A 21434-nucleotide genomic window follows, 5' to 3' on the forward strand; every position below is an offset into this window, starting at 1 on the left:
GCCCCGTTCTCCGGGGCGGGCCTCTCGCGGTTCTCGCTCGTTGTCGCTCGTTCTCGCTCGTCCTGTCAGGACGCGGTGCGGACCGTCCCGGCCACCGGGGTGACCTCGACCAGCCCGGTCTCACCGAAGGTCAGCCGGCAGGTGTCGGCGCGGTAGGTGGCCACCGCCAGCGCGGCGAGCTTGCCGCCGGACGCGAACTGGGTGGTCACCACCAGCACCGGGGTGCCCGGCGGGCGCTGCAGCAGCGCGGCCTCGTCGGCCTCGGCCACGCCCAGCTCGACGGCACGGGACTCGCCGTCCACGGTCAGCCGCTCCAGCCGGCGCAGCACCGCGCGGCCCTCGTCGGCGCCGCTGCCGGCGCTGCGGATCTCGGGCAGCGAGGCCAGCGCGGAGTCCGGCACGTGCAGCGACTCGGTGGCCACGGTCTGGCCCTGGTTCAGCCGGACCCGGCGCACCGTGTACACCGTCTCGCCGACCGGCACGTTCAGCGCCGCCGCCAACTGCTCGGTCGCCGGGGCGATCGCGCAGTCGACCGTCTGCCAGCTCTGCTCGGGGCCGCCGCCGGGCCACCCCTCCTCGCGCCGGCTGACCGGGACGCCGACCCGCGGGGCCGCGACCAGGGTGCCGATGCCGCGCCGGCGGACCAGGCGGCCCTCCAGTTCCAGCTGGTCCAGCGCCTGACGCAGGGTCGCCCGGGCGACGCCGAAGCGGGCGGAGAGGTCGCGCTCGTTCGGGATCACCTCGCCGGTGGCGAACTCCGAGTCGATGGCGCGCAGCAGGACCGTGCGCAGATGCCAGTACTTCGGCTCCGGTACCGCCGTGAGCTGAGCTGTCCCCACCGTGTCCTCCACCCTGGGCCGCAATGGCGGCCGCTGTGGGACGGCTGCCGGCTGCTCTCGCAGAAAGTCCGGGCCCGCCCTTTCCCTACTGACAGGTACTGCCAGGTGAGGGGGCGGGCTTTATCCGTCCTTCTTTATTAAAGGTCTTTGCAGTAAGTGACCCTAGGTGGTTCCCGGGGAGATGGTCAAGACCAATGGCAAGGCTTGACCTGGCCGCGACATCACGCAGTCCCACGTTCATCCACGGACCGCCCCCGCACCCCCGGCCACCCCCTCCCCTCCCCCACCCCCGCTGACCAGCGCGGCTGCCCGGGAGCGTCGGACCCGGCGGGTAGGCTGCCGGGGTGACTACCGTGGTAACGACTGTGAATGTGAACGGGATTCGGGCCGCCGCGAAGAAGGGCTTCGTGGAGTGGCTGCAGACCACCGAGGCGGATGTCCTCTGCCTCCAGGAGGTTCGCGCTGATCACGCCCAACTCCCTCGCGAGATCACCGAGTTGACCGGCTGGCACGCCTACTGGGCGCCGGCCGCGGCGAAGGGCCGGGCCGGCGTCGCGGTGCTCTCCCGCACCGAGCCGAGCGAGCACCGGATCGGATTCGGATCGGATGAATTCGACAATTCGGGCAGATATCTCGAAATCGACCTTCCGGGCCTGACCGTCGCCAGCCTCTACCTCCCCTCCGGCGAAGTCGGCACCGATCGCCAGGACGAGAAGGAACGGTTCATGGCCGAGTTCTTCACCCACCTCACCTCCCTGCGCTCCCGCGCCGCGGAGGCCGGCCGCGAGGTGGTCGTCTGCGGCGACTGGAACATCGCCCACCAGGAGGCCGACCTGAAGAACTGGAAGAGCAACCAGAAGGCCGCCGGCTTCCTCCCCGAGGAACGCGCCTGGCTCACCCGCGTCCTCACCGAAGCCGGCTACGTCGACGTCGTCCGCCGCCACCACCCCGACCAGGCCGGCCCCTACTCCTGGTGGTCCTACCGCGGCCGCGCCTTCGACAACGACGCGGGCTGGCGGATCGACATGCAGCTCACAACGCCGGGGCTGGCGGAGCGGGCACTGTGGAGCAAGGTCGAGCGGGCGGCTACGCACGCGGAGCGCTGGTCGGACCACGCGCCGGTGACGGTGGCTTACGACCTCAAGGCCTGACGCGGGGCACCAGTACTCCAGCAGGACTTCTCCATTCCCGCTGGTCAGCGGCCTGGGAGTGGGGAGTGCAGCGGGCGGGCGACGGGTCAGGGGCGGTCTGCATGGGACCGCCCCTCGATCGTGTGCAGCTATGGGCCCCGCAGAGCAGGGTGACTTCACCGTGCAGCGTGGACCTCCAACCCGGCGCCTGGCCAAGCCGATCCCTGAGTAGGAACTCGACAGTGCCGAGCTGATCAACGCCGTCAGACTCAAACACCGGTTCGGGCTGCATGGAGAGCGTGGGCCGCCGGAACGCAGCGAGCCTCTCTTGCCCGTCCTTCTGCGACTGGGCGCCAGGACAGAGAGCGCCCGTGCGTACCTCAACTTCCCGAAGCTCCTGACAGACTGTTGATGCACGCGCCACGATGGGTGATGCAGCTGCCCAGCAAGATCTCGCAACCTACGAGTGCAGGAGGTCCACGTGTCGCTACGGTTCATCGGGAAGGACCCTGACTCTCCCGACGGCGACTCGCCGACGGTGTGGGTGGACGACGAGACCAGGGATCTCGTGATCCAGGGCTGGAAGACCAGTCTGGAGACCGAGGAGCAGTGCCGCGCCGATGGCAAGATCCCTGAGCACGAGACGGTAGTGCGAGTCCCCGCGCGATTGGCACGGGTGTTGAGGGAGGCGCTGGATGTCGCAGAGCGGGACGAGGATTGATGAGCTACTGAGGGCCGCCCAGCGCTCAGCCGTTCATCTGGAGATGCGCGACGGCTACATGCAGGACGACCCAGGACTCCTTGCGTGGCGCAGTGGCCGCCGCCTCGACCCGGAGAACCGGCAGTCCTGGTGGCGCCCATGGCTGGACGTGATCGCAGAGGCGACCAGTCGCGGTGTGGTCATCCGACGCGCCCGTATCGTCTCCGAGCCGGTCAGTGAGTACATCCGCTACGAGTACGACGTGACCTTCCCCAACGTTGCCGCTGGTGAGCAGGTCCGTTGGCTTCCTCGACGGAAGGCTTCGAGCCTGTCACTCCCGGGCAACGACTTCTGGTTGTTCGACAGCAAGCTCGTCAGGTGGGGGCACTTCTCCGGCGACGGGGACTCGCTCGGAGGAGAACTCACGGAGGACCCGGCCGCCGCGAAGCTCTGCGCTGATGCCTTCGAAGCGGTATGGGAACGTGCGACCGACCACCAGCACTACAAGGTCTGACCACCCCAGGAAGAGCAGCCGCAGCCGGATCGACAACTCATGTCCTACACCCCCTCGTCCAGCGTCATCGCCGCTCGCAAGGCCCTCGCCGAACGACTCAGAGACCTTCGAAGAGACGCAGGGATCTCCGGACACGAGTTGTCGGTCCGATGTGGTTGGCACGACTCCAAGACCGCGCGCATCCAGGACGGGAAGGCAGGCCCGTCCGACTCAGACATTCGAGCTTGGTGCAAAGCTTGCGGCGCCGAGGACCAGGCGGACAGGCTCATCGCCGCCTCGCGGGATGCCGAATCCATGTACGTGGAGTGGCGACGCCTGGAGAAGGCCGGCCTGCGCCAAGCACAGGAGTCGGTGCTTTCCCTGTACCAGCGAACACACCGCTTCAGGGTCTACGCCAGCCGAGTGGTCCCCGGGATGGTTCAGACCCGGGCGTACACAACGGCGGTGCTTCAGGCCGTACAGCGTTCACGTGGGACTGTCGATGATGTCTCGGCGGCCGTTGATGCACGGATGGAACGGCAGGCGATGCTGTTCTCCGGCAACAAGACCTTCGCTCTGGTGGTGGAGGAGAGCGTTTTACGTGCGTCAGTTTGCGACGCTGAGGCGATGGTCGGCCAGCTTGGGCACCTCATCACTGTGAGCACGCTTCCCGGTGTCAGCCTCGGAGTCATCCCGCTTCGGCCAGATCGCACACGCTCACCGGCCGAAGACTTCTACATGTTCGACGACGAGCAAACTTCCGTCGAGCTAGTAAGCGGGCACCTGCGGCTGACCCAGCCCCAAGAGGTGTCGATGTACTCCAAAACGTTCGCCGAACTGGCGGGGCTGGCGATCTACGGGCCCGATGCTCGTACGTTGATAGCATCGGCGATCAACACTCTTGGGTGACGCACTCGCAAGAACTCGCACGAACGTGGCCCTCTCCGTAGCGGTCTCCTTACGGTCTAACTCATCGCCCCACAGCGGCGGCTGACAGAGGAGGACCCGATGAGTCAGAGCGGCACGGCGCAGCGGAACGTGGCTACGGCCGACCGGAGAAGGACCGCCCGCGATCCCGCTGAACCTGCCGGCTGTCGCGATTGCCATCAAGCGAGCCCGAGTAGTTCACCGGCTCACATGCCGCCACCCGTCGAAAGCCCGCAACCATGGCTAGGGCTCCTCACATGATCCAGGTCGAGCCCGGCGAACCTGACGAGAGCGACAGCTCCGAGTCGCCCACCGGCTCGGAAGCCCTGGAGCCTGCCAAGGAATCCCCGACGATGCAGCGTCTTCGGGCCCAGCTGTGGCCGGAGCGCATCCCGGACTCTCGGATCTGGCACTGACGTGCCCTCAAGACTCCCGTACCAACCGGCACGGGTCCCCACCAACGAGAGGTGGAACAACTATGTCCGACCTGTACAAGGCCAAGATCGCGGGGCCTTTCACGGCCCTGTGCGGCGGAGCCTCGGACAACGACGGCTCGGCCGAGGACTGCATGATGATCGCCCCGCTGACCGGCGGCGCCGGCTACGCGATGGGCGACACCAAGTTGGGCGACGACAGCACGGTCCTCCACTACACCAAGGCCGAACTGGTGACCGGCGCCAAGCAGATCCTCGCCATGTTCGGTGCGGACACCACCACCGCCGCCGTCGCCTGACGGCCTGGAGAGCACAGCGTGGGCCGTCCCCGATTCAGGCGGGGGCGGCCCACTGCTCGTAGCGTACCGGCCATCTCTGATCATGGAGCCCCAATGAGCCTGTCTTTGCTACTGGGAGATCCGGCAGAAGTCCTCAGGGCCTGCCCGACCGCACCCAAGCTCTACCCTCATGACCCGGACCGCTTCCGGCCGTTGCTCACTCGGGAGGAGGTGGACTCCTGGATCGACTCGGACACGCTGCCCATGAAGAGCATCATCTTGCTCAGGGGCGGCACAGCGGTGGACCCCCGCCACTACGAGCACGGCGACATGCCCCGGCCCGGGTGCGTTCGCCGGCACCTGGACGAGAACGGGACCCTGTCCCTTCGGGGCCTGGAGAAGATGAAGCCCGTCATCTCCGACCTGGCGAAGTCGCTGGCCCTGCAGACTGGCTACCAGGTTCACGTGAACGGGTACTACACCCCGGCCGGCGGCCACGGGCTCAGGTATCACTACGACCGGTACATCACCCTGATCGTCCAGCTCCACGGCCAGAAGGCTTGGCCGCTGCACCCGCCGTTCGTGGAGAACCCCGTGCAGGAGTACGGCAACTTCTCCTCACGCGGATTCACTGCGGAGGAGCGTCACTACTTGGAGTTCACTCCACCAGCTGAGACCTACACGCTGAACCCGGGCGACGTCTTCTGGTTGCCTCGCGGATACATCCACTCTCCTCACGCGGTGGGAGACGAGCCCTCTCTCCACCTCACCATCGCGCTGCAAGAGCGCACCGCACAGTGGGTTGCCGCCGAGGTCGCCAACCGCATCCTTCGCCAGGCCCTCGCTGATCCCGAGATGCGCGCCGGACTCGCGCCGGCCGTGTTGGCCCAGCCGGGTGACGTCGTGGAAGAGATGCGCGCGTATCTGGTCGGTGCACTCGCCAAGGCCGACCTGGGCGAGCTGACTGCGGCCGTGCGCCGCTCGGCCTTCCCGCCGGCCTGATGCGGCGCGTCGTACCTCCTGACTGCGACAGGCCCCGAACATTCGCCAACTCCCCTTTCGAAAGGTGCTGTTGACGTCCCGTGGAACCGATCAACTGGCTCGAGCACCTGAAAGGTGACCCCGTCCCGGGGCTGCACTTCCACGGCTTCCTGTGGGGCGGCCAAGGCGCCCTTCTTGAGAGCTACAAGCAGCAGATCAATCGAAACCCCGGCAGGCCGGAGTTCATGGCTTCGGAGCTTCCCCCGGAGGCTGTCCGGCACCGCCTACTCAAGCCGCATCAGCTGGCCGGCACCTTCACCTCGGCCAAGGAGGCCACCGACTGGATGCGGGAGCAATGGGACAAGCAAGCACCTCGGGTGTACCACGCTGACCCGGACAACACTCGGGAGTACCACGAAGTGGTGCTGTCGCACGGGCGGTCTACCGTCTGGTCCTGGTGGCACCCGGAGCCGGGGAGCATGTACAAGGTGCACGTCACGGTCGTTCCGTGCCCTTACCACTGGCAGGATGACGCAGAACCGATGCCCTGTCCTCAGCCACCAGGCCGATAGTCGGAGAACGCAAAAAGGCCCCCGCCAGCCGGCACCTCTCCTGGCCGACGGGGGACTCTGTTGTCTCTGCTGCTCAGCTGTGCCCCGCGTTGTACTTCTCGCGCACGGCGGCCGGGGTCGGCCCGCTGTCCCTCATCTCCGGGCACCAGTTGGCCTTGGCCCACTCCTGGATCCTCTGGAGCACGCCACTGCTTGACGGTCCACGGGTGACCAACCGCCGGCACCGCCGGATGCCTACCTTCCCCCGAGCCCCGGTCGGCCGGATGTCCTGGTCGGATCCTGGACGACGTGCAGCATCGGCGTGCCGCTCCCGGGACCGTGCGTCACCGCGAACAGCAGACCGTCGTCCGCGGACCAGGCCAGCCCCTGGTCCTCCAGCGTCTGGTCGCTCCCCAGGTCGATCCGCCGCACCGGCTCAGCGGCCCCGAGCGGGTAGACCACGGTGCCCTGGCCGCCCGCCCGGGTCCCCGCTGCGAGGTATCCCCCGTCGGCAGAGAGGGCGACGGCGTTCGGGTGGGCATTGGTGTAGTAGGAACCGCGCCCGGCCAGGGTGTCGGGCGTCCCCCTGTTTGCTGCGTGATCCCGCGCATGGACAGCGCATCTACCGGTGCCAGCCCGGCACCGTCCACTGGCTGTCGAGACGACACGAGCGCACGCTCGCAGCCGACTTGACGGGCCACCGGGCCAGGACGCCGGCCTGACCGCTTACGGCCTTTTACGGCCTTCTGCAGCAGGCTTCAGCCTTCGGCCGACGGGAAGAGGCTGTTGCCGTAGGGGTCGCCCTCCGGAGCGGTGCCGGTGTCGGGGTGGGGAGTGGGGAGTTGGGAGTTGGGTCGGAGGTGGTGGAGGTCCGCCGCAGCGACGGAGGGCCTCCACGACCCTCCCCTACGGCCAGGTGGGTTGAGTGCTACCAGTGGTCGTGGCCGTCGCAGTGGTCGTGCCCCCCGCCGTGGCCGTTGTGCCCGTCATCGTCATGCCCCTCGTCGTCATGCCCGTGGCGCTTGATCGTGGTGGGGTCGGTGGCGGTGTTGGTGGTGCCGTCACCCCCTCCGGTGACGGTGGCGGTGTTGATGACCCGCTCGCGGGCGTGGCAGGAGACATCGACGTTCAGGGTGATGGGTGGGTAGCTGTGACCAGCGGGCAGGATGTCGCTGCGCGTACAGGTGAGGGTGGCCCGAATGCAGTTCCATCCCGCGCCGCTGATCCTGTCGGCCCGAAGACCTTCGGGGAGGAGGTCGTGGACGGTGACCGTGGTGCCATTGGTCGGGCTGGCGGTCGCGCGGTTACCCACAGTGATGGTGTACACGCCGTCCTCGCCCTTGATGAACGGGTCCGTGTGACTCTTGGCGATGGTCAGGCCGACTGGGACGACCGTGAACGTGAGGCTGGCGCTGCCGATATTGCTGGCTCTGGCAGTACCGCCGGGGCCAGTGGTGCCCAGGGGTTCGGCGAAGCCGATGGCGGCGAAAGGCTCGATCACCGGCGTCGTCGCGCCGCCGGCGTGGGCGACGTACGTGGGTTGAACCGTCGCGGTCCAGGCCGTGGCCAGGACGATCGCCAGGACCGCCAGCCCGGCCAACGTGACCGCCCCCGCCCTCCGGGCCCGCACCCTCAGCCGGGATCGGAACACACCGCCCGCACCTCCCGCGCCGCGGCTCGCTCCGGCCCGCCCTCTCCCGCGTCTGAACACCGACATCTCCGCTTCCAACCGTCGAGAACAAGCTGTGGATACTCATCGTGACATGTTCATTACTTTAAGCATCCACAAGGCCGGGGGCGGGCGAGAGGTGTGCCGACGTCGGCGCGCCGGCGAGGACGGCGCCGGCACAGAAGGAGCGGTGACGCGCTCGACGAGGACCGTCATACGTCGCCCACGGAGCAGATCAGCCGGCTGCGGAAGCAGGTCACGGTCGGAGTCGTCATGGTCGGAGTCGTCATCGACGGCGCCGGAGGAACCTGGAGAGCAGAAGGCAGAGAGCGGCGAGGGCGAGGGCTGACACCCACGCGACCACCGAGGAGGGGAAGTCCCCTTGCAGTGCGGCCGACGCGGCGTCCGCTCCGACGCTGCCGGGAGTCGACGGGAGGGTGATGGTGGCCCGGGTGCTGTGCTGGACCAGGCCGCTTCTGAGCGTGAGCTCCCCGGCCCAGGGGCCGTTCGGCAGCGTTGCGTCCAGTGGGACCACCACCTCCCCGCTGTCGCCCGGAGCCAGCGTGGCGCCCGTCTTGGCGGTCGAGAACGGTCCGGCGTGCTGTCCGGCCGGCCCGGAGAGGAGGGACAGCGTCCCGCTGATGTCCAGGGCGCGACCCCCCGTGTTGTGGATCCGGGCGCGGACCTCTCCACGCCCGTCGCCGGCTCGGGCCGGATAGAGCCGTTCGATCGTGAAGTCCGAGGGTGGCTCGTCACCGCGACCGACGTCGACGTACATGCGGACGCCCACCCGGCCCAGCACCGTCACGGTGTGCGAGCGATCCGTGGGGGCGCTCGTCTGTGCCCAGATGACGCCGTACCGCTCCCCGGCGGCGGCGTCCCCGGGCACTCGGATGGTGGTGCTCACCCGCGCCGTTTCGGAGGCCGCCAGCTCGAGGTCCGTCGCATCGAACGACGTCCAGCCGGTCAGCTCGTTGGGGGTGTGCTCCGGCGCGAAGGTGAACTCACCCTTCGCGATGGTGGCTGCCGCGGCGTAGACGTCGACGTGCATCGGCGTGGACGACTCGTTGGTGATCTCCACCCGCCGCTCGATGGTCGAGCCGGGTGCGAGGTGGTCGACGATGTAGGCATGCGCCCTGGGATCGGCACGGCGGTTCTCCGGAGCGTCGAGAAGCTTGATGGCGATGCTCCTGCCCGCAGCCGCGCCCTGGGGAGAGGGTGCCCCGGATGCCTCCCCCGCCGCCGCCGGCACCACCCCGGCGGCCTGCACGAAGGCCAGCATCAGCAGCAGGGCCCAGTACCGGCGCACACCCTTCACTCCGTCAGGCAACGGACTGGGTCAGCGTTCCGGTGTAGGTTCCGCCGATGGCGCTGACGGGCACGTTCACGGCGATTGTCGGGTCCCAGCTCGCGGTGTTGTCTCCGACACCGGCGCTCCCGGTGAGCACCGTCTGCGCGGAGTTGGTCAGCGTCACGTTCGTCGTGGTGGCGGTGATGGTGCCGGTCGTCGTCACCGTCCCGACCGAGTAGGTGGCATGGGCGGCCGGAATGGTCGACTGTCCGTTCGCGAAGTCCGTCTCCGCCGCGGTCACCGTCCAGGAGGCCGAGAGGAGGGCGCGGTCGTCGGTGACGGTACAGGCGCCGATCGGTGCGCTGATCGTGGTGCCGGGCGCTCCCGAGCCGAGGGTGGCGCTGGCCGGTACCGACAGCGACAGCGCGCCGGTCGTGACGGTGAACGTGACCGTGGTGCTGGGGTCGCCGTTCGCGGCGGCGATGCCTGGCTGGACCAGGGCGAGAACGGCGGCTGCGGCCGCGACAGACAGGCTTCGTGTACGCATGATTCCTCCTGGAATGGCCCGCCGGAGGACGTTCTGGCTGATGGCGGACATGCCGATAGACGCGACCCAGACAATCCGGTGCGACCTGTTCACACAAGCCGACGCGCGCCGCGTTGCGCCACACGAATGGCGACATCCCAGCCGGGGCGAAGCCCGGCTCGCCTCGCCAGCACCTTCGGACCGTCTGACGGTGTGTCCGACGGCGGACCCGCACTCGGGTCACGCTACGCGGTGATCGCCATTCTCTGAGTGGAAGTCAGTTCCTCCTCCGGGAACGCGTCGGTTTGTCAGAGTCACGATCGGGCGGCCGGCGTACGCACGGGCCTTCGCAGAGCCGTGCCCCCCCGAAGGCCAAGTGCGTCTCGTCACGGGAGTGATCAAGGACCTCAGGAGCTCCCTGCCAGCCCCTGGCTCCCCACTTCGACCCGCCGGTGACGGGCGCAGCCAGCAATACGTCCAGGGCGTGTACGCCGCTCGCCGAGGCACGCAGCGCCGGCGCACGGTGACTTCGGCGGGGAGGTGAGCAGCGGGGGGCGATCGGCCGGGGACTTGTCGGTGGGACTCGTTAACGTTCGTCTCCTGATCATCAGTGCGAGGAGAGGGGCGGGGCCGTGCGGCGCTGGGAGTTCGTCGAGGGCAGCTCGGACAAGTTCTGGGAGGCTGCGGTCGACGGTGTCGCGGTGACCGTGCGGTACGGGCGGTCCGGCACGGACGGGCGGGAGCAGGTCAAGGCGTTCCCGACCGTGGAGGAGGCGCAGGCGCACTTCGCCAAGGTGGTCACCGAGAAGGAACGCAAGGGCTACCGCGAGATCTGTGCGGGGGTGAGCACGGGGCCGGGTACAGCGGCAGATCCGGTGCTCGTGGCACGGCCCGTCCGGTCCGCACCCACGGCCGAGGCCTCCGGTCCCGAGGACGAGGACGTCTTCGTCATGCCGGACGCCTGGCGTCGGGCGCTGATCCCGCGCCGGGGCGGCATTCCCCGGAAGCCGTCCGCGCCGGGGAAGGGCCCGGTGACCTCGTACCGCGACGGGCTGCGGCAGATGGAGGACTGGCTGGAGCAGACGCTCGCCTCGGAACGCAGTGACCCGGAGCTGGTCGCGGCCGCCCGCGCCCACCAGTCCGGCAGCCGGGACCCGCTCGGGGCGGCGGTGCTCGCCGCCGTGTACGCGTACTCGGGCGAGAGCAGGATCAGCCTGGCCGTGGATGCCTGGGTGAAGGAGTTCGGCCTGCCGTTCGCGGCCAGGGCCACCGTCGAGCTGTTCACGACGGCTGTCGAGACCGACTGGATCCACCAGAGGTCCGTCCACCCCCGCGTCCGGCGCGGGGCCAACCAGAGGCACGGCGGGTACCGGCCCGCCGCGGACCGAGTCCGGTCGCTGCTGGCGGACTGCGACGAGGAGACCCACCGCGCGGCGGTCGAGGCCCTGGCGGGTTGCCGGAACAGCCTGACCCGCCTGGTGGTGGCGGCGTACCTGGTGCCGTCAGAGACCGCCTGGGTCGAGGAGTGCGTCGCGTCGGGCCCCCGTCTGGCCGCCGTCGAGTGGTCGATGGCGCTGTGCTCGCTCTCCTCGGCGGAGCCGCTGGAGAAGCTCCCCCCGCTGCCGAGTCTGGGCTATGACGGTTGGTCCACCGAGATCATCGCGACCGTGGCAGAGGGCCTCGGCGGCGACGCAGCACCGGTGATGCTGCATGACCTGACCACCAGCTACCACCACAAGGACGGCAAGAAGCGGATCCTGGACGCGCTCGCCGAGCTCCCCTCCGACGAGGGCTTCAGGGGGCTGCTGGCCCAGCAGGACGGCATCAAGTCCACCCGCGCGGCCCTCCTGGCCGGTATGCGCCGCTTCCCCCGGCGTGCCCTGCGCCTGCTCGCCGAGGCTGCGGCGGCCTCCACCGACCCGGCCGCGCAGCAGCTCGCCCGGCAGCTCCTCACCGGCCACGTCGCCGTCCACTGCGCGACCGCGCGCGAACTGCTGCCGGAGCTGACGCTGGAGCAGGCGGCCCTGGTGGAGCCGCTCACCAACCTCGGCGAGCGGGTGCCGGAGGTCGGCCCCGGCTCGCTGCCGGAGCTGTTCACCAGCCCGCCGTGGACGCGGCCGCGCTCCGCCGGCAAGCCCCGCGTGCTGACCGACCTCAGCGCGCCTCGCGAACCGCAGATGCGGTGGCTGCCGGGCGAGCGCGAGGCGTGGGCGGCGACCTCCGAGTCCTGGTACACGAGCTGGTCGGACGAGGACTGGCAGCAGGTCGCGGCCACGATCCGGGCCAGGGTCGGGCAGCCCGAGGGCGCGCGGCTGCGCGGCGAACAGCACGCCGAGCTCGCGCTGTTCGTCTACGGCGACGAGGAGTTGGCCCGGCCCCTGCTCGCACATTGGCGCGTCGGTGAGCGCATCTGGCACTCCGGGGACTCCCTGCGCCGGATCGCCGCCCGATTCGGGACGGACGCCGTCGAACCGATCCGGGCCGCCGCGGTGGGGAACCCGGCCACGCACGCGCCCCTGCTGCTTCCGTACCTGGACGCCCGGGTGGCCGAGACCATGGTGGACTGGCTGGTTCGCCTCAAGTCGGCTGGGAGCACTGCGCGTTCCTGGTTCGTCCGGCACGGCGTGGACGCGGCCCGGCTGCTGGTGCCCGCCGCGCTCGGGAAGGCCGGGGCGGCCCGGCTCGGCGCCGAGCAGGCCCTGCGGGTGGTCGCCGAGGCGCACGGCGCGTCGGCAGTTCGCGCGGTGGCCGCCGAGTACGGGCCAACGGCGGAGGAGGCCGTGGGCGCTCTGCTGTCGGCCGACCCGCTGGTGACCGCGCTCCCGGTGAAGCTGCCCCCGGTCTGCGATTGGGCAGAGCCGGTGATGCTGCCGCAGCTGCTGCTGCGCGGCGGTGAGGGCGCCCTTCCTGCCGAGGCGGTGCGGCACGTGCTCACCATGCTCGCGCTGTCCGCGCCCGGGGCGTTCTACCCGGGCCTCGACGAGGTGACCCGGCTGTGCGAGCCGCGGTCGTTGACGGAGTTCTGCTGGGCGGTGTTCGAGCAGTGGCGGCTGGTCGGCATGCCGGCCCAGGACGGGTGGGCGCTGCACGTGCTCGGCCGCTTCGGTGACGACGAGACGGTCCGCCGGCTGACGCCGGTGCTCCGCGCCTGGCCGGGCGAGGGGGCACACCACCGGGCGGTGGACGGCCTGGAGGTGCTGGCAGCCATCGGCACCGACACGGCCCTACTGCACCTGCACGGCATCGCACAGCGGGTGAAGTTCAAGGCGCTCAAGACCCGCGCCCAGGAGAAGATCTCCGAGGTGGCGGCAGGTCTGGGCCTGACCGGGGAGCAGCTGTCCGACCGCCTCGTCCCGGACTTCGGGCTGGACGCCGACGGGACCACCGTCATCGACTACGGCGCCCGGACGTTCACGGTCGGCTTCGACGAATACCTCAAGCCGTACGTGCTGGATGCGGCCGGCGCCCGCCGCAAGGACCTGCCCGCCCCGGGGGCGCGGGATGACGCCGAGCTGGCGCCCGCCGAACGCCAGCGCTTCGCCGCGCTCAAGAAGGACGTCCGCACGGTGGCGGGGGACAAGATCCGGCGCCTGGAGGAGGCGATGGTCACCCGGCGGTCGTGGACGGCGGAGGAGTTCTACCAGCTCTTCGTCGGGCATCCGCTGCTGTGGCACCTGGTCCGCCGCCTGGTGTGGTTGTCCGAGACGGACGGCGGGGTAACGGCGTTCCGCGTCGCCGAGGACCGCACCCTGGCGGACGTCCGGGACGAGGCGTTCGCACTGCCGGCCACGGCCTGTGTCCGGCTGGCGCACCCGCTCCTGCTCGGCGACGGCCTCGCCGACTGGTCGGAGCTGTTCGCCGACTACGAGATCCTGCAGCCGTTCCGTCAGCTCGGCCGCCCCACGTACACGCTGACCAACGAGGAGCGGGTGGGCCACCGCCTGACCCGCTTCGAGAACGGTCCGGTGCTGCCCACGGTCCGGCTGGTCGGCCTGGAACAGCGCGGCTGGCGGCGCGGCGAGCCCCTGGACAACGGCGTCGAGCGCTGGCTGTCCCGCCGGGTCGGGCCCGATCTCTACGTGGTGATCGCCCCGGAGGAGGGCATCGCCGTCGGTATGTTCGACGCCTACCCCGAGCAGCGGGTGGAAACGGTGTGGCTCGACAGGCGCCCGGGAGACTACTGGACCCGCAACCGCACCTTCCCGACCTTCGCCGAGCTCGACCCGGTGATCGCCTCCGAGGTGATCGCCGACCTCACCGAACTGACCACACTGTGACACTCCGCCACCCACTCGACCACCACCCCGGGAGGCCGCATCCATGCCGGCCCCGCACCGTCTCCCGCCGGCGCAGCCGCTCGGCACGCACGTGGCCGAGCAGCCGGCGCCCGTGCCGACGGTGACCCGCACTCCTGTGCGCGGTGCCGGGGCCGTCAGGCGTCGTCGAGGGACGCGTTCCGGCGGCTGAGCTGCTCCAGCGTGCGCAGGACGAGCAGGGTGAGCAGCAGGATCGCCAGCGCCTTCAGGGTTTCCACGGCCAGCAGGCCGAGCACGTCGCCGTGGCCGGCGAGTGCGTTGCGGGCCGCCTCGATGCCCTGGGACATCGGCATCAGGCGGCCGATCGCGGCGAGCCAGCCGGGCAGGCGGTCGAGCGGGATGTTCACCCCGCAGAGCAGCAGCATCGAATAGAGGACGACGTTCGCGGCGAAGATGGCCTCCCGGGTGCGCAGGCCGATCGCGCCGATCAGCAGTCCGCAGGCGCTGCAGGACAGGGCGGTGACCAGGACCGCCAGGGCCAGCGGGGGCAGGGCCCGGAGTGGGAGGTGCAGCCAGCCGAGCGCCGTGCCCACGGTCAGCATCACCGCGGAGGTGAAGGCCCCCATCAGGACCGCCGGCCCGATCCGGCCTCCGAACATCACGGCGCGGTTCGCCGGGGTGGCGAGGACGGCGCCGAGGGTGCCGCAGACCCGTTCGCCCTGGATCGACATGGCGGGGGCGAACAGGCCCGCCATGGCGCACGCGTTGAGGGCGTTGCCGACGACGTAGTACTCGGGCGGGTAGCTGCCCAGGTAGCGGCCGAGGTGCACGAACCAGACCAGTTGGACCACGGGGGCACCCAGCACCGTGGGGATGAACGCGGACGGCCGCAGCCAGCGGAACAGTGCCAGGTGGGAGCGCCACCCGGCCACGAAGAACAGTCGCATCGTCACTGCAGCGCCAGTGTGCCGCTGGACCGTGCCAGCCATTCGAACCTCTTCTGTAGGAGCAGCGTGATCGCGAGGTAGACCGCCGAGAGCAGCAGGCACATGCCCACCGCCGGGCCGGTGCCGGGACTTCCGGCCGCCGCGCCCTCCAGGGCGCGGACCCCCCAGGTGGGGGCGAGGACAGCGGAGACGGGCCGGACCGCGTCGGGCAGCGCGGAGACGGGGACGAGCATGCCGCTGAGCATCCAGACGGGGTACTCGAAGAAGTTGGCCAGCGACTGCGCGGTCGGGTACAGGATGAACGCGGAGGCCATCAGCAGCCCGAGCATGCCCAGGCCGAGCACCGTCGCACCGACCGCCGCCACGAACAGGCCCGGGTCGGCGATGTGCAGCGGCATGCCGAACACCAGGCCGCTCCAGAGCAGGGTCGTCACCAGCCCGTACACCCCCAGCGAGGCGGTGGCGACGGCGAACGGCAGCGTGATGACGAACGTCGACCGGGGGCTGGCGACCAGGGGTTCGAGCATCTGGATCCAGCGCAGTCGGTTGATCGCGTTGCCGGATCCGAGCAGCGTCGACGACCACATGCCCATCAGCGCGGCGCTCAGCGCCACGTCGACGGGCGGCGTGCGGCGGGCCGAGGCGCCGAACATGTAGAAGGCCAGCGAGGCGAAGATCAGCGGGAGCAGGATGGCCTGGAAGAGGTACAGCCGGCTGCGGGTGAGCTGCCACAGCTCCAGGCGCCAGGAGCGCAGCACGAACCCGACGCCCGAGCGGAACCGCTCCGCCGCGCTCACCGGCCGTCCCCCGAGATGAGGGCGACGTACGCGTCCTCCAGCGTGGGTTCGCGCTTCGACACCTCGCGGATCTCCAGCTCACGCAGTTCGGCCAGCACAGCGGCGGTGACGTCCGCGGCCTGTCCGCTGTGGATGTCGAGGGACTGGCCGGCGCCCAGCTCGGTCAGGGTCGCCGAGCGGACGCCGGGCAGCGCCCGGACCCGCTGCACGTCACTGTGGTCCGCGCCGTTCAGACGCACCGTCAGCACGACCTGGCCGTCGGTCTGCTTCTTCAGCGCCTCGGGGGTACCCTCGGCGATCTTGCGGCCGTCGCGCATCACCGCTACCCGGCTGCAGAGTTCCTCGGCCTCGAACATGTAGTGCGTGGTGAGCAGCACCGTCCGGCCCTGCTGGTGCACCAGGTCGCGGACCAGGGCCCGCAGCTCCCGTGCGCCCACCGGGTCGATGCCGTTGCTCGGCTCGTCGAGGATGACCACCCTGGGGTCGTGCAGCAGGCCGCGGGCGATGTGCAACCGCTGCTTCATGCCCCGCGAGTAGGTCTCCACCCGCTTCCGCTCCCGCCCCAGGAGGCCCACGGTGTCGAGCAGTTCGGGTATCCGGCGCTTCTGCTCGCGGTACGGGATGCCGTACAGGTCGGCGAACAGCAGCAGGTTGTCCCGGGCCGACAGCCGCGGGTACAGGCCCGCGTCGCCGCCCAGGATGACGCCGATCGAGCGCCGCACGGCCTGCGTCGAGGCGACCACGTCGTGGCCGAGCACGCGGGCGTGCCCGGAGCTCGGCAGCAGCACCGTCATCAGGATCTTCGCGGTGCTGGTCTTGCCGGCGCCGTTCGGCCCCAACAGCCCCACCATCTCGCCCTGGTCGACACGCAGCGAAAGGCCGTCGACGGCACGTCGCACCCGACCCTGCGGCTCCTGGAAAGTGCGTGACAGGTCGTCGATCTCGATCGCGGCGACGGACCTCAGGTCCTCCATCCGACTACCTCCTCCGGGTCCCGGCGCGCGAGCGCGCGCTCACATCTCTCGTACTGGGCGGCCGTGCCGACCACGGCGTCGACGGCGAGGCGCCGCAGCTCCTGGTCGAACCAGCCGAGCAGCGCCGCCAACCGCGCCTCCGGCAGCAGTCGCGGGTCGGCCCGGACGACCAGCCGCAGGTCGGGGCCGCCGTGCACCTTCAGGTCGAAGCGCGGACCGACCTGCCGGTTGGGGCGGGTGGCGACCACCCGCCCGGGCGCGGCCTCGGCCGGGCGGTACGGCGGGGCCGTCGTGACGTCCGCCGCCATGAAGTTGTAGAAGTGGTCGAAGCCGAGCTCGATGCCGCGCTCGGCCCGGACCAGCGCGGTGACTTCGTCGAGGTCGTAGGCGCCGAACCGGTAGGCGCGCAGCGCCCCGGACTGGACGGCCGCGGCGAACGCGTCGAAGCCGTCGGGCCGCGCGGCGAGGTCCAGGTGCAGCGGGGCGTACTGGTTCATCGAGCTGACCATGTCGAGCCAGGGCGGTTGGAAGCGGTTGCTCGACTGGAGCGTGAGCACCACGTGCGGCGTCCCGGTCAGCACGGCCAGCGCCACCGCGGTCAGCGCGGCCAGCACGCCGTGGGCGGACACCGAGAGGCGGCGCGCCGCGGCGGCGAGTGCCGAGCGCGCGCCGGGAGAGCTCAGCACGGCCTCGATCCGGCCCGGGTCCCGGTCGCCGTGGTCCGGCAGCGGGAAGATCGCCGGGTCCAGCGCCGCCAGCAGGCCGGCCCAGTGGCGGCGGGCCGCGTCCCGGCGCGGCCGATGGGCCTCCGACTGCTGGAACAGCGCGAGTGCGCGCGGCTGGGACGGGGTCTGCGCCAGCCAGCGGTCGCCGTCCGGGTCCACCCCGCCCATCAGTACCGTCAGTTCGGCGCTCATCCGGCGGTGCGCGAAGCCGTCGGCGACGATGTGGTCGCAGACCAGCACGACGAACCGCGGGCGGCTGCCGTCGGTCACCACGGTGAAGCGCCGCCCGAAGTCCACCGCCCGGTCGATCGGTTCGGCGGCCTCCGCGCGGCCCGCGGCCAGCGCGGCCGCCTCGTCCGCCCCGGGCAGCTCGACGGTGGCGACCCGCACCCGGTCCTCGGCCGGCCGGACCAGCTGGACCGGCCCCCGCGGCGTGTCCACGAAGTGGGTGCGCAGCGACTCGTGCCGCTCGCAGAGCACGCGCAGTGCCACCTGCAGCAGCTCCGGCGTGCACCCGGCCGGCACCGGAACCACGGTGCCCAGGTAGGTCTCCGGCCGGCGAGCGATCGGCCAGCGGTCGGTGATCCGCCACACGGACAACTGACCGAACGTCAGCGGGACGCCGTCGTCGTCGGTCATCGGCTCGTCCTCCCCTTCTCCCCGGCGCGCTGCGCGCCCCTGCTGGTCGATGCCGCGCCGCCGGTCCGCTCCGGGCGCGGTCCGAGCGCCAGGGCCTGCCGGACGTGGGCCGGCCAGTCCCCGGTCCGTTCGCCGTGGCGGTGGCGCAGCGCGAGTACCACCCGGTCGAGGCCGAACGCGACACAGGCGCTGTGCGCCGGCGACCCGTCCGCCAGCGCGAGACCGAACGCCGCGCCGAAGTGGTCCTTGTGGCCGTTCGCCGAGGCGATCGCCTGCACCTGCCGATCGTCGACCGGTGCCAGGAGCTCCCACTTGAGTTCCTCCGAGCGCTGCACCGCCGCCAGCAGCCGACCGGGCCGCCCGAAGAACGGGTCGTTGGCCGCCACCACCTCGACGGTGAGACCGAGCCCGCCGACCCACTCGACGGCGGACTCCAGCGCCCGGTCGCGCCAACGCTGCACCTCTTCGGGTGCGCCGAACCGGACCACCTCGTACATCCGGAACGAGCGCAGCCGCCCGGTCTCGGCGGTGGCCTCGGCCCGGAAGCAGACGGCCTCCACGCCGAACTGCCGCTCGCCGCCGAGCACGGTGCCGGCGAGCAGCGGATACACGTGGTGACAGGCCGCGGAGGTGAGCACCAGGTCGGTGGGCCCGTCGTCCTCCGTGCCGTGCACGGTGCCGAGCAGGTGCGGGAACGCGTTCGGGTAGCCGGCCCGTTCGGACACCGCCCTGGCGATCACCGGCGGGGCCAGGAAGTGGTCCTCGCTGCCCCCGAACGCGGCGGCCAGACCAGCCCGCAGACCGTCCAGGACCCGCGTCCCCTCGGCCCCCACCAGCGCCACCCCGGGCGCTCGCAGCGCCGGATCGGCCGCCATGCTCAGCCCTTCCCCCGGACGGGCCGGGTCCGGTGCGACGATCATCGTTCCCCCCGGGACAGCAGGACCGTTCGGGCGTTGGCCGCGAGCAGTCGGCCGTTGCCGATCATCAGCGGTGCGGAGTGCGCGTCGCGCAGGATCCGCGCGACCGAGTGCCGACCGTGCTCGGCGAAGCCGGCCATGCCGCAGATCTGCAGGGCGAGTTGGGCGATCTCCAGGACCCCTTCGGAGGCCGCGACCTTCAGCGCGTTCAGCTGCGCGCCCAGGCCGAGCGTCGGTTCGCGCCCGGCCTCGTACGCCGGCTCGACGGCCTGCACCGCCGCGCCGAGTTGGCCCCGCAGGCCCAGCAACTTCGCGTGGGCCCGCCCGAGTTCGGGAACCTCGGCGGCGGGGTCGGTGCCCGCGCGGAGCCTGGCCGCGCCGGCCGCCCGACGCACCGCTTCGGCCGCGAGCCCGGTCCACACACCGGCCCACAGCAGGTGCGAGACCGGGACCATGGTTGCGGCGGCCACCGTCCGGAACGGCACCGGCAGGACCTGGTCCGCCCCGAATGCGGCCCGCAGCCGGAAGGCCGCACTGCAGGTGCCCCGCATCCCGAGGACGTCCCAACTCCCCTGCTGCTCCAGCTCGACCTGCTCCCGGGTCACCAGCACGGCGACCTGGCTGCCGCTCTGCGCGTCGGCCGAGCGGCGGGCCGTGACCAGGTAGGCGTCGGCATCGGCCCCGTAGGAGACCGTGGTGCCCGCCTTCTCCAGGGTCAGACCGCCCGCCGCCCCGTCGAGCAGGCTGGTGCGGCTGCTGCGCAGATCACCGCCGACCCCGCGCTCGCTGGTGACGGAAGCGATCAGCCAGCCCTCGGCCACCGCCTCGGGCAGCACCGCGGATCGCGGGTGATGGCGTACCAGGCAAGCCAGTTGAGTCTGGTGCATGGCCCAGATCATCGCCGTGGAGCCACACCTGCGGGCCAGCTGCTCGGCGACCCGCACCAGGGCCGGCAGGCCGAGGCCGAGGCCGCCGAGCTCGCGCGGGGCGATCGCCGTGATCAGCCCCGTCTCGCGCAGCGCCCGGACGGCCTCCGCGGGGAAGCGGGCGTTCCGGTCGACGTCCGCCGCCGCGGCGGCGGCCTGCTCGGCGACCACGGCGAGCAGGTCCTCCAACTCCGGGGCGAGGATGCCAGCGGCCCCGGTCACGGGGCCACGGTCTTCCCCGCGTGCTGCCCGCTCCGCTCCGGCGCGTGCAGCAGTTCCGTCAGCACCGCCTCGATGGCGCGAATACTGGAGAAGGTCTCCCTGGTCAGTTTCTCCTCCGGGATTTCCACGCCGAAATGGTCCTCCAACTGCATCATCAGCTGGACGCTCGCCATGGATTCCATTCCGGCGTCCCACAGGTCGGCGTCGTCCGCCATCGTCGCGATGAACTCCCCGATTTTGGGAACACCGGAGACGATTCTTCTGATTTCCTCGGTCATGGCAGCTGCCTCGCAGTCCTGGACATCAATGCGTCGTTGAGGTCGAAGAGCCGCACCCGGCCCACCAACCGCACCGCGGGGTCGTCGTACGCCGCCGCGAAGTACCGGTAGTTCGCCATGACCGACTCGGTGTTGGCCGCCCGGTCCTTGGGGTGCGGCCAGTGCACCGAGGCCGCCGCCCGGTTCAGCACGAACCGGGTGCCCGCACGGTGCAGCCGGTAGCCGAGGTCGATGTCCTCCGCGCCCCAGGACCGGTAGGCCTCGTCGAACCGGCCGACGGCGCGCAGCCGCTCGGTGCGCGCCGAGACGTTGCAGGTCCAGAACACCACCCAGGGCGCCGGCAGCCCGCCGAACTCGTCGGTGTGCTTGGCGTAGAAGGCCTCGCGCGGATCGGCCCAGGCCGGGTCGGCCGCCATCCCGGCGATGGTCTGGTCCGGCCGACCGGGGTCGCCGATCGCGCGGATCGCGTCCGCGCCGTGGTCGTCGAAGCTCAGCCCGTGCACGTACCCGCAGACGGCGGCGTCCGGGTCCACGGCGTGGCTGGCCAGGTGGGCGGCCAGCAGCCGGGAGTGGGCCAGCACACCGGAGTCGAGGAAGACGCAGACCTCCGACCGCGCGTGGGATATCCCGACATTCCGCGCCGCCGCCACCCGGTATCCCTCGTCGGCCTGCCGGAAATAGCGCAGACCGAGCCGCGACGCGTAGCGCGCCGCCACTTCCGGCGTGGAATCCGTCGAGCCGTCGTCCACCACGATCACTTCGAAATCCGATGTCGGGACCGACTGTCGGGCGAGCGAGAACAGGGTATGCTCCAGCAGGTCGGCCCGATTGTAGGTCGGCACAATGACCGTGCACATCGGCCGTTCTGACATTTCCTCTCCACCTCGTTCGGTCGGGTACGGCGAAATTCGTCGACGGCGGCGAAGCACACTGG

The 21434-nt window shown here is 70.9% G+C and carries 22 protein-coding genes; 9 read left to right on the forward strand and 13 right to left on the reverse strand.

The annotated features are described in order from the left end of the window. Positions 1–65: 65 nt before the first annotated feature. Positions 66–839, reverse strand: a complete 774-nt coding sequence (locus ACFW1A_RS00995; RefSeq protein WP_380401860.1) for a GntR family transcriptional regulator — start codon at positions 837–839, stop codon at positions 66–68. A gap of 344 nt (positions 840–1183) precedes the next feature. Between ACFW1A_RS00995 and ACFW1A_RS01000 the strand changes: the two genes are divergently transcribed. The 8 genes from ACFW1A_RS01000 to ACFW1A_RS01035 all read left to right on the forward strand — a co-directional run bounded on the left by ACFW1A_RS01000 (position 1184) and on the right by ACFW1A_RS01035 (position 6354). Further along, the gene (locus tag ACFW1A_RS01000; RefSeq protein WP_380401862.1) at positions 1184–1990 is read left to right on the forward strand and encodes an exodeoxyribonuclease III; all 807 of its coding nucleotides are present in this window, start codon (positions 1184–1186) and stop codon (positions 1988–1990) included. Between the two features lie 460 nt (positions 1991–2450). Beyond that, the gene (locus tag ACFW1A_RS01005; protein WP_380401865.1) at positions 2451–2690 is read left to right on the forward strand and encodes a hypothetical protein; all 240 of its coding nucleotides are present in this window, start codon (positions 2451–2453) and stop codon (positions 2688–2690) included. Then, the gene (locus tag ACFW1A_RS01010; protein WP_380401868.1) at positions 2665–3183 is read left to right on the forward strand and encodes a DUF6879 family protein; all 519 of its coding nucleotides are present in this window, start codon (positions 2665–2667) and stop codon (positions 3181–3183) included. Before ACFW1A_RS01005 ends, ACFW1A_RS01010 begins: the two co-directional genes overlap by 26 nt. 39 nt (positions 3184–3222) lie before the next feature. Continuing rightward, on the forward strand, positions 3223–4071 hold the full coding sequence (locus ACFW1A_RS01015) for a helix-turn-helix domain-containing protein (protein ID WP_380401871.1): 849 nt from the start codon (positions 3223–3225) through the stop codon (positions 4069–4071). 275 nt (positions 4072–4346) lie between these two features. Beyond that, positions 4347–4505 carry a hypothetical protein gene (locus ACFW1A_RS01020; RefSeq protein WP_380401874.1) on the forward strand — a complete coding sequence of 53 codons (159 nt, stop codon included), beginning with the start codon at positions 4347–4349 and terminating at the stop codon, positions 4503–4505. Positions 4506–4567: 62 nt separating this feature from the next. Beyond that, positions 4568–4822 (forward strand): DUF397 domain-containing protein, encoded by a 255-nt coding sequence (locus ACFW1A_RS01025; RefSeq protein ID WP_380401877.1) that lies wholly within the window; start codon positions 4568–4570, stop codon positions 4820–4822. A 93-nt stretch (positions 4823–4915) separates the two neighbouring features. After that, on the forward strand, positions 4916–5803 hold the full coding sequence (locus ACFW1A_RS01030) for a JmjC domain-containing protein (protein ID WP_380401880.1): 888 nt from the start codon (positions 4916–4918) through the stop codon (positions 5801–5803). Positions 5804–5883: 80 nt separating this feature from the next. Next, positions 5884–6354 carry a hypothetical protein gene (locus ACFW1A_RS01035; protein WP_380401884.1) on the forward strand — a complete coding sequence of 157 codons (471 nt, stop codon included), beginning with the start codon at positions 5884–5886 and terminating at the stop codon, positions 6352–6354. A 234-nt stretch (positions 6355–6588) separates the two neighbouring features. Here ACFW1A_RS01035 and ACFW1A_RS01040 read toward each other — a convergent pair whose 3' ends face one another. From ACFW1A_RS01040 to ACFW1A_RS01055, 4 genes are all read right to left on the reverse strand, one after another. Beyond that, a complete protein-coding gene (locus ACFW1A_RS01040) occupies positions 6589–6795 on the reverse strand; it encodes a hypothetical protein (protein ID WP_380401887.1) in 207 nt (68 codons plus the stop codon). A gap of 466 nt (positions 6796–7261) precedes the next feature. Then, positions 7262–7933 (reverse strand): hypothetical protein, encoded by a 672-nt coding sequence (locus tag ACFW1A_RS01045; protein ID WP_380401889.1) that lies wholly within the window; start codon positions 7931–7933, stop codon positions 7262–7264. Between the two features lie 355 nt (positions 7934–8288). Next, a complete protein-coding gene (locus ACFW1A_RS01050) occupies positions 8289–9320 on the reverse strand; it encodes a peptidase (protein WP_380401892.1) in 1032 nt (343 codons plus the stop codon). A gap of 4 nt (positions 9321–9324) precedes the next feature. Next, on the reverse strand, positions 9325–9891 hold the full coding sequence (locus ACFW1A_RS01055; RefSeq protein WP_380401895.1) for a hypothetical protein: 567 nt from the start codon (positions 9889–9891) through the stop codon (positions 9325–9327). A gap of 560 nt (positions 9892–10451) precedes the next feature. Between ACFW1A_RS01055 and ACFW1A_RS01060 the strand changes: the two genes are divergently transcribed. Then, on the forward strand, positions 10452–14096 hold the full coding sequence (locus ACFW1A_RS01060) for a DUF4132 domain-containing protein (RefSeq protein ID WP_380401898.1): 3645 nt from the start codon (positions 10452–10454) through the stop codon (positions 14094–14096). 155 nt (positions 14097–14251) lie between these two features. Here ACFW1A_RS01060 and ACFW1A_RS01065 read toward each other — a convergent pair whose 3' ends face one another. From ACFW1A_RS01065 to ACFW1A_RS01100, 8 genes are read right to left on the reverse strand one after another with little or no spacing between them, the layout of a single operon-like run. Beyond that, a complete protein-coding gene (locus tag ACFW1A_RS01065; protein WP_380401901.1) occupies positions 14252–15022 on the reverse strand; it encodes an ABC transporter permease in 771 nt (256 codons plus the stop codon). Positions 15023–15024: 2 nt separating this feature from the next. Next, positions 15025–15819: an ABC transporter permease gene (locus tag ACFW1A_RS01070; protein ID WP_380401904.1), complete on the reverse strand. Its 795-nt coding sequence runs from the start codon at positions 15817–15819 to the stop codon at positions 15025–15027. Then, on the reverse strand, positions 15816–16793 hold the full coding sequence (locus ACFW1A_RS01075; protein ID WP_380401907.1) for an ATP-binding cassette domain-containing protein: 978 nt from the start codon (positions 16791–16793) through the stop codon (positions 15816–15818). Before ACFW1A_RS01075 ends, ACFW1A_RS01070 begins: the two co-directional genes overlap by 4 nt. Beyond that, on the reverse strand, positions 16781–18157 hold the full coding sequence (locus ACFW1A_RS01080; RefSeq protein WP_380401910.1) for a condensation domain-containing protein: 1377 nt from the start codon (positions 18155–18157) through the stop codon (positions 16781–16783). The genes ACFW1A_RS01075 and ACFW1A_RS01080 overlap by 13 nt, the downstream gene beginning before the upstream one ends. Next, the gene (locus ACFW1A_RS01085) at positions 18154–19077 is read right to left on the reverse strand and encodes a hypothetical protein (protein ID WP_380401913.1); all 924 of its coding nucleotides are present in this window, start codon (positions 19075–19077) and stop codon (positions 18154–18156) included. Before ACFW1A_RS01085 ends, ACFW1A_RS01080 begins: the two co-directional genes overlap by 4 nt. Then, positions 19074–20222 carry an acyl-CoA dehydrogenase family protein gene (locus tag ACFW1A_RS01090; RefSeq protein WP_380401921.1) on the reverse strand — a complete coding sequence of 383 codons (1149 nt, stop codon included), beginning with the start codon at positions 20220–20222 and terminating at the stop codon, positions 19074–19076. The genes ACFW1A_RS01085 and ACFW1A_RS01090 overlap by 4 nt, the downstream gene beginning before the upstream one ends. Continuing rightward, positions 20219–20500: an acyl carrier protein gene (locus tag ACFW1A_RS01095; RefSeq protein WP_380401924.1), complete on the reverse strand. Its 282-nt coding sequence runs from the start codon at positions 20498–20500 to the stop codon at positions 20219–20221. Before ACFW1A_RS01095 ends, ACFW1A_RS01090 begins: the two co-directional genes overlap by 4 nt. Then, entirely contained in the window at positions 20497–21372 is an 876-nt protein-coding gene (locus ACFW1A_RS01100; RefSeq protein WP_380401927.1) for a glycosyltransferase, read from the reverse strand. The genes ACFW1A_RS01095 and ACFW1A_RS01100 overlap by 4 nt, the downstream gene beginning before the upstream one ends. Between the last annotated feature and the right edge of the window lie 62 nt (positions 21373–21434).

The sequence above is a fragment of the Kitasatospora sp. NPDC058965 genome (assembly GCF_042741245.1).
Lineage (GTDB): Bacteria > Actinomycetota > Actinomycetes > Streptomycetales > Streptomycetaceae > Kitasatospora.

What these genes read in the sequence shown, in the direction of transcription:
- ACFW1A_RS01080 (WP_380401910.1), bottom strand. Translation starts at nt 18,157, where the DNA reads ATGACCGACGACGACGGCGTCCCGCTGACGTTCGGTCAGTTGTCCGTG.
- ACFW1A_RS01030 (WP_380401880.1), top strand. Translation starts at nt 4,916, where the DNA reads ATGAGCCTGTCTTTGCTACTGGGAGATCCGGCAGAAGTCCTCAGGGCC.
- ACFW1A_RS01095 (WP_380401924.1), bottom strand. Translation starts at nt 20,500, where the DNA reads ATGACCGAGGAAATCAGAAGAATCGTCTCCGGTGTTCCCAAAATCGGG.
- ACFW1A_RS01015 (WP_380401871.1), top strand. Translation starts at nt 3,223, where the DNA reads ATGTCCTACACCCCCTCGTCCAGCGTCATCGCCGCTCGCAAGGCCCTC.
- ACFW1A_RS01075 (WP_380401907.1), bottom strand. Translation starts at nt 16,793, where the DNA reads ATGGAGGACCTGAGGTCCGTCGCCGCGATCGAGATCGACGACCTGTCA.
- ACFW1A_RS01085 (WP_380401913.1), bottom strand. Translation starts at nt 19,077, where the DNA reads ATGATCGTCGCACCGGACCCGGCCCGTCCGGGGGAAGGGCTGAGCATG.
- ACFW1A_RS01020 (WP_380401874.1), top strand. Translation starts at nt 4,347, where the DNA reads ATGATCCAGGTCGAGCCCGGCGAACCTGACGAGAGCGACAGCTCCGAG.
- ACFW1A_RS01010 (WP_380401868.1), top strand. Translation starts at nt 2,665, where the DNA reads ATGTCGCAGAGCGGGACGAGGATTGATGAGCTACTGAGGGCCGCCCAG.
- ACFW1A_RS01065 (WP_380401901.1), bottom strand. Translation starts at nt 15,022, where the DNA reads ATGCGACTGTTCTTCGTGGCCGGGTGGCGCTCCCACCTGGCACTGTTC.
- ACFW1A_RS01100 (WP_380401927.1), bottom strand. Translation starts at nt 21,372, where the DNA reads ATGTCAGAACGGCCGATGTGCACGGTCATTGTGCCGACCTACAATCGG.
- ACFW1A_RS01055 (WP_380401895.1), bottom strand. Translation starts at nt 9,891, where the DNA reads ATGTCCGCCATCAGCCAGAACGTCCTCCGGCGGGCCATTCCAGGAGGA.
- ACFW1A_RS01025 (WP_380401877.1), top strand. Translation starts at nt 4,568, where the DNA reads ATGTCCGACCTGTACAAGGCCAAGATCGCGGGGCCTTTCACGGCCCTG.